Here is a 14,404-nt window from a genome sequence, read left to right as displayed (position 1 = left end):
TCCCCTTGTCTGGCTAGATTTCGATGTCGACGTCGCCCACCGCCGCGCTGACGCAGAGCTGGATGGGCTGATCGGGATCGCTGCCGGTCTCGCCGGTGCGCAGGTCGCGTGTACAACCGGAGCGGCGAACGGCGGTGCAGGAGAAGCAGATACCCATGCGGCAGCCGTACTCCGGGTTCAGGCCCGCTCCCTCGGCCTGTTCCAGCAGACTGGCGCCGGTGTTCTCGGCGCTCACCCCGCTGGCCGAGAAGGTGGTCGCGCCGTACGCCTCGTCCGCGTCGACGGGAGCGACCGAAAGTGTGAACTCCTCGGAATGCAGCCGGTCGGCCAGCTCCTCGGCCTCGTACACCTTGCGAACCGCGTCCATCAGCGGCGGCGGACCACACACGTAGGTCTGCGCGTCGGCGAACCAGGGCGCGACGCGCTCGAGCTCGTCGAAGTCGAACGGGCCGCCGCCCTGCTCCGGGTAGCGCATCTCGACGCGGAAACGCGGGTTCCGCTCCGCGATGGCCGCCAGCTCCGCGCGGTGCGGCACCGCCTCCGGCGAGCGGGCGTAGTGCAGGAAGGTCAGCTCGCCGGGATAGCCCTCGGCGGCGAGGGTCCGCATCATCGACAGCACCGGCGTGATGCCGCTGCCGCCGCTGATCAGCAGCACCCGATCGGGCCGGACTTCCGGCAACCGGAAGACCCCGGCCGCGGGGCTCAGGTCCACCACCATGCCCGGCACCGCCTGCTCGTGCAGGTACTGCGAGACCAGGCCGCCCGGATGCGCCTTGACGGTGAGCTGGATGTGCCGGTCGCGTCTGCTCTCCGGATTCACCGGCGAGTAGCACCTGGTGTGCCGTACGCCGTCGATCACCACGCCGATCTGGACGTACTGACCCGCGGCGTGGCCGCGCCACTGCCGGGTCGGGCGCAGGGTGAGCGTCACCGAGCCGGGCACCGAGCGGCGCACGTGGGTGATCTCGGCCCGCATCTGACGGACGGTCAGGGTGGGGCGCACGAGTTCCAGGTATCGGTCGAGCGGATGGGGCGTGGTCAGGGTCTGCACCAGGTCGATGAGATCCACCATTCGGTTCTCCGTGCCTCTGCTTGTCGGTCGATCATGGCTGCGGCGTGCCAATCACATTTCAGTGCACGCATGTACACTCATCCAGTGTGACCGATAGGCAGGGTCCGGTGTCAACCGGCAATTCGTGTGACACGAACTACACCTCCTGGATGAGCGAATGGTGAACGGATGTATGCTCACCGTGATGAGCGAGCAGGCAGCCACCCGAATCGAGCGCAAGGAGCGCACGCGGCAGGCCCTGGTCGACGGCACCCTCGAACTCGCCGCCGACCGTGGTTTCGCCGCACTGAGCCTGCGTGAGATCGCGCGCTCGGCCGGGATCGTGCCGACCGCCTTCTACCGCCACTTCGCCTCGCTCGACGATCTCGGCGCCACCCTCGTCGACCAAGGCGTGACCGCGCTGCGGCTGGCGCTGCGCGAGGTCAGGCGCAATCCCGAGGGCAGCATCGCCGACACGGTGCGGTTCGTCTTCGATCAGGTGGCGGCCAAACGCGCGCTGTTCGGCTTCCTGACCCGCGAGCGGCACGGCGGCTCGCTGGCGCTGCGCAAGGCCATCGCGCTGGAACTCCAGCTGATCGTGCGCGAGCTGGTCGCGGATCTGTCCCGGGTGCGCGCGCTGGACGACTGGAGCCCGCGCGACCTGGAGATCGCCGCGGACCTGCTGGTCGGCACCGTCGCCGACGGGATCGCCGCCTACGTCGCCGCCACCGAGCGCGATCAGCGGGCCATCATCGACAACACGGTGCAGAAGGTTCGCCTGATCGCCCTCGGTATGGACAATTGGTGGCCGCCCAAGGATCGGTGACCCGACGAGGGACTTCGCCGCGCCGGTAGTGTGCCGAACATGGGTTACGACACCAGCTTTCACGCCTTGGATATGCGGCTCGTCGAGGAGCGGATCCTGCCGTACCTGGCGGGGCTAGGCGGTGACGGCGATCTGGACGACCTGATCGCCACCGCGGTCGAGCAGGCCCGCGTGCGTTTCCGGGCCAAGGCGTGGGCGCTCGGCGCGATGAAGGCCGCCGGCGACGAGTTCGACGACTCGCTGTACGTATGGGGCAGGCCGTACCTGATCACCGCCGAGACGCCCGCCGAGGTCGCGGAAACCGCCGCGCGGTACCGAGATTGCACCGTCGGCACGGTGGACGAGCTGGCGCGCGCCCAGCTCGAGCTGCTCGATCCCGCGCTGGCCGCCCGCACCGAACCCGATATGAGCGGCACGCTGCCCGGCGCCGACGACCTGGCCATCGATATCGCCTGGAAGATTCGCCTGCTGCGCCAGGCCGCCCTCGCGCTGCGCTCAGGACAACCGACCGTGGACGACCCGCACAGCGCCGAAACGCACGACGCCGCCGACCTCTTACGCAACAACGTCCAGTTCTGCCTGGTCGAATTCGCCGCACGACTGCTGCCGGGCTGGATGGACCGCGGCGTCGTCTGGCCGACCGCGCTGGCCGAGGAAGCCGCAACCGGCTGGCCCACCGGCTTCGGCGGCAACGGCCCGCTGCTGGGTGACCTGCCGACCCTGTTCCCCGAGATCGCTTGGCGCACCGAGGACACCATCGCCGCCAACTACGCGGTAGGCGGATTCGTCGGCCCTGGCGACGCGGCCGCGGCGCGCGACTGGCTCGCCACCCACGCCGAGGCGCTTTCCGGCGGCGACGACCGGACGCGGCTGTCGCTGCGCAAGTGCGACGAGGCGCTGGCGCTGGCCGACCTGATCGGCGGCGGCTTCACCGAGGCCACCGAGATCTACAGCGGCATGGAAGGCCGGATCAACTAGCGCGCGTCGGGCGCGCGCACCGGGAGCAGTACGGCCAAGCCGGCGGCGAGGACGACGGCAAGTCCGACCATCCCCGCGCGGTCGGCGTCGAACGCCCAGACGAACAGCCCGAAAAGCGAGGGGGCGAGGAAGGATACGGCCCGGCCGGTCGTGGTGTACAGACCGAACAGCTGTCCTTCCCGCCCCGGCGGGGCCAACCTCACGAGGAACGACCGGGCCGAGGCCTGGGCGGGCCCGACGAAAATCGTCAGCAGCAGGCCGAACACCCAGAACATGAGCGGGCCCGACACCACGAGCAGCGCCAGCCCGCAGACCAGCATGGCGGCCAGCGACGCCACGATCACCGCCTTCGGCCCGACCCGGTCGTCGAATCGGCCCGCGACGATCGCCCCGAGCGCGGCGACCACGTTCGCGGCGACGCCGAACAGCAGCACATCGGAATCCTCGATGCCATAGACGCGCACCGCCAGCACCGCACCGAAGGTGAAAACGCCCGCCAGTCCGTCCCGAAAGATCGCGCTGGCCAAGAGGAACCAGACGGTGTGCCGGTCCGTCTCCCACAACTCGCGCAAATCTCGCCACAGCACGCGGTAGGAACCGAAGAACCCCGCGCTCGCGGCGCCGGGATCGGCGGCGGTGCGCGGCAGTTCCGGCACCGTGAACAGCACCGGCAGCGCGAATCCGGCGAACCACACCGCGGCGAGCACGGCGACCAGCCGGATGTTGAGCCCGTCGTCGGTCGGTATGCCCAACAATCCCCGGTTGTCGCCCTTCCCTGAAATGAAACCGATGTAGCAGATCAGCAGCAGGAAGATGCCGCCGAAATAACCCATCGCCCAGCCGAATCCGGAGACCCTGCCGACCGTCTCCGGCGTCGAGACCTGACGCAGCATCGCGTTGTACGGCACGTTGGCCAGCTCGAAGGCGGCCGAGCCGAAGGCCAGCAGCGTCAGCCCGAGCCACAGATCGTGGTAGTCGTCGTGCACGAAGAACATCCCGGCCATGGCGAGGACGGTCAGCGCGCTCAACACGCCAAGGGAGCGTTTGCGTTTCGCGGCGGCGTCGAACCACTGCCCGCTGATCGGCGCCGTCAGCGCGACGACCAGTCCGGCGATTCCGAGCGACCAGCCGAGCCAGGCGCTGGCCGAGATGCCGCCGGGCAGATCGTCGCCGACCGTGTCGGTGAGATACACCGAGAACACGAACGTGAGGATCACGGCGTGGAACGCCGAGGAGCCCCAGTCCCACAACCCCCACGCCGCTATCTGCCCGCGCCCGGCGGCGTCCCCGATCGTGCCGCGCGCGTCCACCTCGGTCATGCGCGCAGCGTAACCCGCCCGACCGGCCGAAGTCCGCCGAAAGCAGGCGCCGTGTCGATCGAAGACCACGCCTCGCTATGCACTCAGTTGCATAGTACCGACTGTAACGAGTACCGTGACGGCATGGCTCTCGAGCACGCGTTGCTGGTATCGCTGACCGAGCGGGCCGGTTCGGGCTACGAGCTGGCGCGCCGGTTCGACAAGTCCATCGGCTTCTTCTGGAGCGCGACCCATCAGCAGATCTACCGTGTGCTCAAGCGGATGGAGGAATCCGGTTGGCTGGACAGCGAATCGGTGGCGCAAGAGGGCAAGCCGGACAAGAAGGTCTACTCGGTGAACGAGGCGGGCCGCGCCGAGCTGGCCCGCTGGATCGCCGAACCCTCCAACACCGACCTGCCACGCGGCGAACTCGGGGTCAAGATCCGCGGCGCGGCCTACGGCGACCTGGACGCGCTGTGCGCCGAGGTCGTCCGGCACCGCGACCAGCACGCCCAGCGGCTCGAGGTCTACCGGCTCATCGAGAAGAAGGACTTCGCCGCGCCGGATCAGCTCTCCGGCACGGCACTGCACCAGTACCTGGTCCTGCGCGGCGGCATCCGCATCGAGTCCGGGTTCGTCGAATGGTGCGACGAAGTACTGCAAGCACTGCGACCGGACGCGTCAGCCCCGCGTCCGGCCTGATGGAGAAAGGCCAGCATCACCCATGAGCGAACGAAGTGAGCGAATCGTGCGCCAGCGTGCCGAGCACATGCCGGAGCCGAGCGTCAGCGAGGCGCAGGCATGAGCTCCTTCCCCCACCTCTTCGAGCCGCTCGACCTCGGCTTCACCACCCTGCGCAACCGAGTGGTCATGGGGTCGATGCACACCGGCCTGGAGGACCGCGCCTGGGACACCAACAAGCTGGCCGCCTACTTCGCCGAACGCGCCCGCGGCGGGGTCGGGCTGATCATCACCGGCGGCTACGCGCCCAACCGCACCGGCTGGCTGCTGCCTTTCGGCGCCAAGCTGACCAACAAGACCGAGGCCTACCGGCACCGCAGGATCACCAAGGCGGTGCACGACGAAGGCGGCAAGATCGCCATCCAGATCCTGCACGCGGGCCGCTACTCCTATTGGCCCGGCAGCGTCTCCGCGTCCTCGATCAAGGCCCCCATCAACCCTTTCCGGCCGCGCGCCTTGTCTGCCCGCGGCATCGAGCAGACCATCGCCGACTACGCGCGCTGCGCGAAGCTGGCCCAGTTCGCCGGGTACGACGGCTGCGAGATCATGGGCGGTGAAGGGTATTTCATCAACCAGTTCCTCGCGCCGCGCACGAACAAGCGCACCGACAAGTGGGGCGGCTCGGCCGAGAACCGGCGCAGACTACCGCTCGAGATCGTGCGCCGGATCCGTGCCGCGGTCGGGCCGGACTTCATCATCGTGTTCCGGCTGTCCATGGCCGAGCTGGTGGAGAAGGGCCAGACATTCGACGAGATCGTCACGCTCGCCAAGGAACTGGAGCGTGCTGGCGTCACCATCATCAACACCGACATCGGCTGGCACGAGGCGCGGGTGCCGACCATCGTCACCTCAGTCCCCAGGGCGGCGTTCGTGGAGTTCACCGCGAAGATCACGAAGCAGGTCGGCATCCCGGTCTGCGCCTCGAACCGCATCAACATGCCGGAGATCGCCGAGGAGATCCTGATCCGCGGTGACGCGCAACTGGTTTCGCTGGCGCGCCCGTTCCTCACCGATCCGGAATGGGTGAACAAGGCCGCGCAGGACCGCGCCGACGAGATCAACACCTGCATCGCCTGCAACCAGGCCTGCCTCGACCACGCGTTCCAGCACAAGACGGTGTCCTGCCTGCTCAACCCGCGCGCGGGCCACGAGACAGAGCTGAAGCTGCTACCGACGCGGCGCGCCAAGCGCATCGCGGTCGTCGGCGCGGGCCCGGCCGGGCTCTCCGCGGCGGTCAACCTCGCCGAACGCGGCCACCGCGTAGACCTTTTCGAGGCCGACGACAAGATCGGCGGCCAGTTCGACATCGCCCGCCGGATCCCGGGCAAGGAGGAGTTCGACGAATCCATCCGGTACTACCGCCGGATGATCGAGCTGCGCGGGGTGACCCTGCACCTGAACAAGCGCGTCACCGCCGACGAGCTCATCGCGGGCCGCTACGACGAGGTGGTGCTGGCCACCGGCGTGCGGCCGCGCATCCCCGACATCCCCGGCATCGACCACCCGATGGTGCTCTCCTACGCCGAACTGGTGCGCGAGGAGAAGCCGGTGGGCAAGCGCGTCGCGGTGATCGGCGCGGGCGGCATCGGTTACGACGTCAGTGAGTTCCTCACCGTGGAGGGCCATCCCGCGCTCAAGCTCGACGAGTGGAAAGAGGAATGGGGCGTCGACGCCGACGACGAGCAGGCGCCGGGCCAGCTCACCACCCCCAAGCCATCGCCCGCCGCCCGCGATGTCGTACTGCTGCAACGCAAGTCGTCGTCGTTCGGCAAGGACCTCGGCAAGACCTCCGGCTGGGTGCACCGCGCCGCGCTGAAGGCCAAGGGCGTCGAGCAGATCGGCGGCGTCAACTACGAGCGCATCGACGACAACGGCCTGCACATCAGCTTCGGCGAGAAACGCGAACGCCCGCAATTGATTCCGGTGGACAACGTGGTGGTCTGCGCGGGTCAGGAGTCGGTGCGGGAGCTGGCGGAGCCGCTGCGTGCCGCGGGCATCGTCCCGCACCTGATCGGCGGCGCCGAGCTGGCCGCCGAACTCGACGCCAAGCGCGCGATCGATCAAGGCACCCGGCTGGCGGCCCGCCTCTGACCGCCTCGCTAGCATCGCTCAGGTGAGCCTGCCCTCCCCCACCTCCGAGAACCGCGCCGTCGTCACCGGAGCTTCCTCCGGCATCGGCACCGCGCTGGCCGCCGAACTGGCCGGACGCGGCTATTCGCTGATCCTGGTCGCCCGCCGCGGCGACCTGCTCGACGAGCTCGCGCAGCGCCTCACCCTGGCGCACGGCATCACCGCCGAAGTGCGCGCGGTCGACCTGTCCGACCGCGCGCAGCGCGGCCCGCTCGTCGAGGAACTGTCGGCGCGCGACATCTCGATCCTGTGCAACAACGCGGGCATCGCGACCTTCGGGCCGGTCGCGGAGCTGGACATGGAGTACGAGCGCGCCCAGATGGAGCTCAACGCCGTCGCCGTGCACGATCTCACCCTGGCGGTGCTGCCAGGCATGATCGCGCGCGGCGCGGGCGGCATCCTGATCAGCGGCTCGGCCGCGGGCAACATGCCGATCCCGAACAACGCGACCTACGCCGCGAGCAAGGCGTTCGCCAACACCTTCTGCGAATCGCTGCGCGGGGAGCTGAAGGATTCGGGTGTGCACGTCACGCTGCTGGCCCCCGGCCCGGTCCGCACCGAACTGCCCGACCCGTCCGAAGCCTCGATCGTCGATCGCATGGTCCCCGACTTCATGTGGGTCTCCTCGGAGTACACCGCGAAGGTCTCCCTCGACGCCCTCGCCCGCAACAAGATGCGCATCGTCCCCGGCTTGATCTCCAAGGGCATGAGCGTCGCGGGCCAGTACGGGCCGCGCGCCCTCACCGCCCCCATCGCGGGAGCCTTCTACAAGAAGCTCGGCGGCTGACCCACGCCGCGCCACCTCCCTCATAGCGCTTCGCAGACCATTCGCACACCTCGCAGGGCGTACAACCCCTGCGAGGCGTACCGAACCTCTGCGAAGACCGCGCACTGGTGCCAGGAAAGTGTGTGAGCTGGGTTGACGCGGGTGTCAGTGGGTCGTCAGGAACGGCGCGGTGGGCGTCAATGAGGCGTTAGGGGCGCGTCCGCGGGGTGCTGGGAGGGGTAGTACTGGCATCGGCCCCGCAGTGTGGAGAAAGCGGGGGCGCACCCCAGGAGAACACTGTGACGCTGCTGGATATTGTGTCGGCCGCCCACCCGTCGTCGCCGTCCGCGACGGCCGTGCCCGGACCCTTGTCCGCCGCGAGACGGTCGAGGATTTGATGGCTCGCGAGGTGGGCGTCTGACGCGCCGGAGCCTCGGCGGCTGGAAACGCGCCGTTCGAGTGTCAGCGGCGACGGCGGGTGCCGAAGAGGCTGCGGCTGATCTCGCGGCCCGCGGCGGTCGCGGCCGAGCGCAAGAAGCTCTTCACCGCGGGGTTTTTCATGATGCGTTCCGCGGCCGACTCCTCGTCCTGGCTGGGTGACCGGCCCGGTACCGGGGCTACCTCCGGTTGGTGCGGTTCGGCCGCGGCGAGTTCGGCGGTCAGCATTTCGTAAGCGGATTCGCGGTCGATGGTCTGGCCGTACTCGGTGGCGAGCGCGCTGGACAGGGCGCTGGACTTGATGGCGTCGGCGCCGATGGTGTCCATCAGCGAACGCGGCGGCCGAATCCTGGTCCACGCCACCGGTGTCGGCGCGCCCTGTTCGGAGAGCACCGTCACCACGGCCTCGCCGGTACCGAGCGAGGTCAACGCCTTCTCCAGGTCGTAGACCGAGGTCTTCGGATAGGTGCGGACGGTCTTGGACAGCGCCTTCTGGTCGTCGGGGGTGAAAGCGCGCAGCGCGTGCTGGATGCGCGCGCCGAGCTGGGAGAGCACGGGATTGGGGATGTCGGTGGGCAACTGGGTGCAGAAGAACACGCCGACGCCCTTTGAGCGGATCAGTTTTACCGTCTGCTCGACCTGGTCGAGGAACGCCTTCGAAGCGTTGTCGAACAGCAGGTGCGCCTCGTCGAAGATAAACACCAGCTTGGGCTTGTCGACATCGCCGACTTCGGGCAGCGTCTGGAACAGATCGGCGAGCACCCACATCAGGAAGGTGGAGAACATCACCGGCCGGGCGGCTTGCGCGCCGAGCTCGAACAGGGTGATCACGCCTTGGCCGTCCGCGAGCCGGACCAGGTCGGCCGGATCGAGTTCCGGTTCGCCGAAGAAGGTGTCGCCGCCGTCGGCCTCCAGGTTGACCAGCGCCCGCAGGATGACGCCCGCGGTCTGCGCAGACACACCGCCGATGCCTTTCAGGTCCTCCTTGCCGTCGGGACTGGTGAGGTGGGTGATGACCGCGCGCAGGTCCTTCAGATCGAGCAGCGCGAGCCCCTGCCGGTCGGCCCAGTGGAAGATCAGGCCGAGGGTCGATTCCTGGGTCTCGTTGAGATCGAGCACCTTGCTGAGCAGCACGGGACCGAACGAGGTGATGGTGGCGCGGATCGGCACCCCGATCCCGCCGGTGCCGAGCGAGACGAATTCGGTCGGGAAGCCGCTGGGCGCCCAGTCCGGCGCGCCGGTTTCCCGGGCCCGTGCGGCGATCTTGTCGTTGGCCTCGCCCGGCCTGCTCAAACCGGACAGGTCGCCCTTGATGTCGGCGAGGACCACCGGAACGCCCGCGCGCGAGAGCTGTTCGGCGATGCCTTGCAACGTCTTGGTCTTTCCGGTGCCGGTGGCGCCGGCGACCAGGCCGTGCCGGTTCATCATCCGCATCGGAATCCGAACGCGCGCAGCGGAATCCACGACTCCGTCGACGACGACGGCGCCCAGCTCCAGAGCCGCGCCTTCGACGGCGTAGCCCGCGGCGATCTCCTGCGCGGTCGCGTTCGGAGTGCCCTTCGAGGAGGTCCCGTCGGCGGGCTCGGGGCTCTCGGCATCCGGCGCCTCACCCGCGGTCGTCGCTTGCCGCTCGGCCAGCTCGCGCTCGGCGGCTTCCGCGGCGGCCGCCGCCTCCGCCGCCACCCGCGCCGCCTCGTCGGCGGCCTTCCGCGCCGCGGCCGCCTTCTCCTGGGGAGTGGTCATCGCACGTCCTCCGTCTGTCGCACCGAAACGCCACTGGGCGAGCCGGACGTAGCTCGCCGGAAGCCCGCGTGACCGGAGCGAGGGCGAGTACGACGGTCGAGAGCCCGCGCACGGCCGGAGCGAAGGCGAAGTACGCCTGGCCGATCTCTGCCGAAACTGTATCCCCGCCGACGGCGTTCCGGCGGCGCGCGGCGCGATGATGTCGGCGCACGGAAGCCGAACGCGCTTGTTCCCGGAGGATGCGCGCGGCGATGGCAGTAAGGTTGCCCGAGTGTCCGACAAACTTGTGGTGTGGATGGATTGCGAGATGACCGGCCTGCGTCTCGACAGCGACAAGCTGATCGAGGTGGCCGCCCTCGTGACCGACAGCGACCTCAACATCCTCGGCGACGGCGTCGACATCGTCATCCACGCCGATGACGAGGCGCTGGCCGCGATGCCCCCGGTGGTCGCCGACATGCACGAGCGCTCCGGGCTGACCGAGGAGGTCCGCCGCTCCACGGTCACCCTCGCCGAGGCCGAGCAGCAGGTGCTCGACTACATCCGCGCCTACGCTCCCACGGCGGGAACCGTTCCGCTGGCGGGCAATTCGATCGCGACCGATCGCGGCTTCATCGCCCGGGACATGCCTACGCTGGACAGCCACCTGCACTACCGGATGATCGACGTGAGCTCCATCAAGGAGCTGTGCCGCCGCTGGTATCCCCGCATCTACTTCGGTCAGCCGGAGAAGGGTCTCACCCACCGCGCCCTCGCCGACATCAAGGAATCCATCCGCGAACTCGAGTACTACCGGCGCACCGCGTTCGTCGCGCCGCCCGGCCCGTCCACCACGGAGATCGCCGCGGTCGCCGCCCAGCTCAGCGGCGGCGCCAAGTCCGCGGCCGCGGCGCCGCGAAACGGCATGTTGGAAGCCGATTAGGGAATCGCGGGTGCGGCACGCTAGTATCTAGCGCGCCGGTAATTCACCGGCGATGGTGAGTGTAGTTCAGTTGGTAGAGCACCAGGTTGTGATCCTGGCTGTCGCGGGTTCGAGTCCCGTCACTCACCCCACGCGAAATGCGCGAGTCCGATGGGCTCGCGCATTTCGCTTTTCCAGGGCAGTGAGCCTGATCCCGTGCTCTAGGCCGGTCGCCGGGGCATCGCGGCGGATCAACGCCCCATCGGCGAACGCTCGATCCGTCGGCAAACGCCCGGCCCCGTCCAGGACGCGGTGGATGTTCAGCCCGAGCCGCCCATTCCGACCCGCCAGATGCCGCGCCAACGAACGATCTCTCTCCCAGCCGACCCCTGGGATTGCCCCGAGATCGCAGGGCAGACGAGGCCATCGGTCACAGTGACGGACCGAACCGACCCGGGGAACGACTACGGCCGCCGCGCACGGAATGCGTTCTGAAACACAGATACTTCCAAATGTGTCCCGCATCTCCCCGAGCGGTCGTAAACTGCGCGCTCAGGGGTATGCCGCCGTGGCACCACCCGGTCGAGGAGAAAGAAAAGCACTCCGTGAAGCGTTCCGCCGTTCTCGCAGCCCTTGTCGGCGCCACCCTGCTCAGCGGGTCCACAGGCACCGCATCGGCGGCGCGCGAGGCGACTCCGATCGACCTGCCCGCCGATTCCGGTTCCGCGGGCATCACCAGCGGATCCTCGTCCAGCACCGGATCTTCGGGCGGCGCGACCACCACCGGCTCCGGCTCCGCGCTGGAGCAGATCATCTTCGGCGGCCCGCTGATCTGCGCGGCGGTGGGCAGCGCGATGAACGCCAACCTCACCTGCGCGGGCACCCCGGGACCGAACATCCCGTAGCTCGACGAAAAAGGCCCCCGGCAAGCGCCGGGGGCCTTTTTGCCGCCACTTATGGTCGCGGCGCTAGCCGACGTCCGCGTTACCCGCCTTCCACTCCGACCACGGGATGTTCCAGTCGCCGAGTCCGTCCGTGCCGGACAGCGTGCCGCCCACGGTGTTCTTGACGATCGTGATGTCACCGCGCTTGGCGAAGTTGAACACCCACTGCGCGTTCGCGGGGCTCAGGTTCAGGCAGCCGTGGCTGGTGTTCGAGTAACCCTGCGCGCCAACCGACCACGGAGCCGAGTGGAAGAAGATGCCGCTGTAGGAGATTCGGGTCGCGAAGTCGACCGGCGTGCGGTAACCGTCCGAGGAGTTCACCGCGACGCCGTAGGTCGAGGAGTCCATGATGATCTTCTCGTGCTTGTCGGCGACGATGTAGATGCCGTTGTCGGTGGGCGTGCTGTCCTTGCCCATCGAGGTCGGCATGGTGCGGACCACCTGCCCGTTCTGCTCGACGACCACCTGGTGGGTGTTGTCGTCAGCGGTGAAGATCACCGCATCGCCGACGACGAAGTGCGAGGTCAGGTTGTCCTGGCCGAACAGCCCGTTGCCGAGGTTCTTGCCGTAGACGTTCACCTGGATGTCGACCCGGGTGCCCGGCGCCCAGAAATGTTCTGGCCGCCAACGGACTTCGCGGTTGTTCACCCAGTAGAACGCGCCCTCGACCGGCGGGTTCGCGGTGATCTTGATCGCGTCCTGCGCCGCCTTGCGATCCGGAATGTTCTCGTCGAACTGGATCGCCACCGGCTGGCCGATGCCGACGACTTCCCCCTCCCCGGGGATCAAGTACGGCTTGGTTTGGTTGTTCGGCGAACTGGTGGTGAAGCTCATCGTGGTGGTGTTGGCGCCGCCGAGACCGATCGCGTCGGCGGTGAGCCGGTAGGTCTTGCCGTAACCGAGCACCTCGGCGGTCTCCCAGGTCCGGCCGTCGGCGGCCAGCTTGCCCTCGACCGGGTTGCCCTGCTGATTGACCAACGTCACATTCGTGAACTTGCCGTCGTCGACCTTGAAGGTCATCGGCATGCCGGGCGACACACCCTTGTCACCGTCCTTGACGGGAGCGAGCAGCTTCGGCTTGATCAATTCGGTGATCGGGTTACGGTCGATGGCGACCGCCGCGTCCGCGCTACCGGATGACGATGAGCATCCTGTCGATACCGATGCGATCACGGCGAGCGCTACCAAAGGTGCACCGAGTCTTCGTATCGAACGCCACCGACCTCGACCAATGCTCATATTCAACCCCGTTTCAAGTCCCGGCGCGCGCGTCCAGACATGCGCCGATGGCTTCGGATCCAACCGACTACAGAAGCTCAACCCACCGCGTCGGCGGGATCGGTCGAGACCACGTCCTGCCATTCTGCCAGTCCATCCGAAACCGATCCAACGCGAACACCATCGCGACAGGTGCCGAGTTCCACCGGATAGATCAGGTTTGAAGGGCCCGGTGTTAACACCTGCCGTCGACTCCAAGAAACCGCCCCTCACCAGGCGATTTCACTTCTTCGGGTCCGGCCTGTTAATGTTTGTCCCGCACCGGAACACGGAGCAGGCGCCATTAGCTCAATTGGCAGAGCAGCTGACTCTTAATCAGCGGGTTCGGGGTTCGAGTCCCTGATGGCGCACAGTACAGGCCGTGCCTAGTCCCAGCTACGTTTGGGCAAGGGCACGGTCTTTTCTTGTCCGAACAGTGTCCAAACGCTGTTCGGCGGGTGGTCTCGCGAAGGTAACGACGCCGTGATCCGAGCCGTTACCAAGGCCCGAAACCGGCCCCAGTCAGGGCGATAAACCCAGATAAGACCCACGTCACAACATCAATTTTGTGACCTAGGGCACAACACGTTTAACGGCAAACTCCCTGCATACATCGCGTTTAGGTAACGGTGCGCCGCGCATTCCAAGATCGACAGCTTCTGCCATTCAGCTCTCGTTCACCTTCCGTTAACCTTCCGTGACCATTCTGCAATCAGGTCGCAAAGAGACCTGAGGTTTGGTTAGACCGAGGTGTTGTTTACACGCATTCGGAAAACGGCCGCACGGACCTGATGTAGGTTCCCCGGGCCCCCGGATGTGAAGCCGCAACAGACCCCGATCGCGAACCTTCCGCTTATCGCTCCACGCACCGTGGAGTTCCGCGCGACGCCGCGGCCCGGGCCGATCCGCCCGGTACCCGCACAGCTCGTCGCGTTCCGAGGACCGGAGTGTCCTCCACAACCAAATCCACAACAGCACACCGACTTTTTCTCGGCGAACACCACGAGCGTCCGCCGCCGGATCCGCGCTGCCCGAGTGCGGCCGGACCCCCCTGTCCCCTAACAAGGAACTCAGAAATGCCTCACAGCCGCCTTTCCACCCTGCGCCGCAGCACCACCCTCCGCGAGGGCCTGACCTTCGCCGTGGCCGCGGCCGGCATCGTGGCCGTCGCCGCTTCGTCGGCGGTGTCGGTGGCCGATGACAGCGTTCCGGCACGCGTCGCCATGGTCGCCGAGCAGCAGCCCGCTGCCGCCCCGGTCCCCGCCCCCATGCCCGAGGTCATCCCGGCCCCGGCCCTGGCCCCGGCTCCCGCGCCGGAAGCCATGCCGCTG

The 14,404-nt window shown here is 67.9% G+C and carries 11 protein-coding genes, 2 tRNA genes and 1 pseudogene; 10 read left to right on the top strand and 4 right to left on the bottom strand.

Going from position 1 to position 14,404, the window contains the following annotated elements; genetic code table 11:
- Positions 1 to 13: 13 nt before the first annotated feature.
- Complete coding sequence (locus tag NX1_RS21300) at positions 14 to 1,072, bottom strand: ferredoxin reductase (protein WP_068062340.1); 1,059 nt, start codon at positions 1,070 to 1,072, stop codon at positions 14 to 16.
- A 184-nt stretch (positions 1,073 to 1,256) separates the two neighbouring features.
- Between NX1_RS21300 and NX1_RS21295 the strand changes: the two genes are divergently transcribed.
- Together NX1_RS21295 and NX1_RS21290 are read left to right on the top strand one after the other, a co-directional pair.
- Positions 1,257 to 1,877: a TetR family transcriptional regulator gene (locus tag NX1_RS21295; protein WP_245668614.1), complete on the top strand. Its 621-nt coding sequence runs from the start codon at positions 1,257 to 1,259 to the stop codon at positions 1,875 to 1,877.
- A 39-nt stretch (positions 1,878 to 1,916) separates the two neighbouring features.
- Positions 1,917 to 2,855 (top strand): hypothetical protein, encoded by a 939-nt coding sequence (locus NX1_RS21290; protein ID WP_157119921.1) that lies wholly within the window; start codon positions 1,917 to 1,919, stop codon positions 2,853 to 2,855.
- Here NX1_RS21290 and NX1_RS21285 read toward each other — a convergent pair.
- Entirely contained in the window at positions 2,852 to 4,174 is a 1,323-nt protein-coding gene (locus tag NX1_RS21285) for an MFS transporter (RefSeq protein ID WP_068062330.1), read from the bottom strand. The two genes, NX1_RS21290 and NX1_RS21285, sit on opposite strands and share 4 nt — an antisense overlap.
- A gap of 123 nt (positions 4,175 to 4,297) precedes the next feature.
- Between NX1_RS21285 and NX1_RS21280 the strand changes: the two genes are divergently transcribed.
- The 3 genes from NX1_RS21280 (at position 4,298) to cmrA (ending at position 7,811) form a co-directional block, all read left to right on the top strand.
- Positions 4,298 to 4,855, top strand: a complete 558-nt coding sequence (locus tag NX1_RS21280; protein WP_068062328.1) for a PadR family transcriptional regulator — start codon at positions 4,298 to 4,300, stop codon at positions 4,853 to 4,855.
- Positions 4,856 to 4,954: 99 nt separating this feature from the next.
- A complete protein-coding gene (locus NX1_RS21275; protein ID WP_068062326.1) occupies positions 4,955 to 6,985 on the top strand; it encodes an NADPH-dependent 2,4-dienoyl-CoA reductase in 2,031 nt (676 codons plus the stop codon).
- Positions 6,986 to 7,007: 22 nt separating this feature from the next.
- Entirely contained in the window at positions 7,008 to 7,811 is an 804-nt protein-coding gene (cmrA, locus tag NX1_RS21270) for a mycolate reductase (protein WP_068062319.1), read from the top strand.
- A 441-nt stretch (positions 7,812 to 8,252) separates the two neighbouring features.
- On the opposite strand, the gene NX1_RS21265 is transcribed toward cmrA, so the two are convergent.
- Positions 8,253 to 9,971 carry a helicase HerA-like domain-containing protein gene (locus tag NX1_RS21265; RefSeq protein WP_068062316.1) on the bottom strand — a complete coding sequence of 573 codons (1,719 nt, stop codon included), beginning with the start codon at positions 9,969 to 9,971 and terminating at the stop codon, positions 8,253 to 8,255.
- A gap of 271 nt (positions 9,972 to 10,242) precedes the next feature.
- Here NX1_RS21265 and orn point away from each other — a divergent pair, with 271 nt between their 5' ends.
- From orn to NX1_RS21250, 3 genes are all read left to right on the top strand, one after another.
- Positions 10,243 to 10,893, top strand: coding sequence for an oligoribonuclease (gene orn, locus NX1_RS21260; protein WP_068062313.1), 651 nt, complete (start codon positions 10,243 to 10,245; stop codon positions 10,891 to 10,893).
- Between the two features lie 55 nt (positions 10,894 to 10,948).
- Positions 10,949 to 11,024: transfer RNA gene (locus tag NX1_RS21255), tRNA-His, on the top strand.
- A 453-nt stretch (positions 11,025 to 11,477) separates the two neighbouring features.
- Positions 11,478 to 11,777 (top strand): hypothetical protein, encoded by a 300-nt coding sequence (locus NX1_RS21250; protein ID WP_157119920.1) that lies wholly within the window; start codon positions 11,478 to 11,480, stop codon positions 11,775 to 11,777.
- 63 nt (positions 11,778 to 11,840) lie between these two features.
- On the opposite strand, the gene NX1_RS21245 is transcribed toward NX1_RS21250, so the two are convergent.
- Positions 11,841 to 13,055, bottom strand: coding sequence for a L,D-transpeptidase (locus tag NX1_RS21245; RefSeq protein WP_068062308.1), 1,215 nt, complete (start codon positions 13,053 to 13,055; stop codon positions 11,841 to 11,843).
- 316 nt (positions 13,056 to 13,371) lie between these two features.
- Between NX1_RS21245 and NX1_RS21240 the strand changes: the two genes are divergently transcribed.
- Both NX1_RS21240 and NX1_RS21235 read left to right on the top strand, forming a co-directional pair.
- Positions 13,372 to 13,444, top strand: a tRNA-Lys gene (locus NX1_RS21240).
- 705 nt (positions 13,445 to 14,149) lie between these two features.
- Positions 14,150 to 14,404 (top strand): annotated as a pseudogene (locus NX1_RS21235) (transglycosylase SLT domain-containing protein); the annotation flags it as partial.

This window comes from Nocardia xishanensis NBRC 101358 (assembly GCF_001613365.1).
In the GTDB taxonomy this organism is placed as follows: domain Bacteria; phylum Actinomycetota; class Actinomycetes; order Mycobacteriales; family Mycobacteriaceae; genus Nocardia; species Nocardia xishanensis.
Note: the sequence above shows the minus strand (reverse complement) of the source record. Positions and strands in the feature narration are given on the sequence as shown.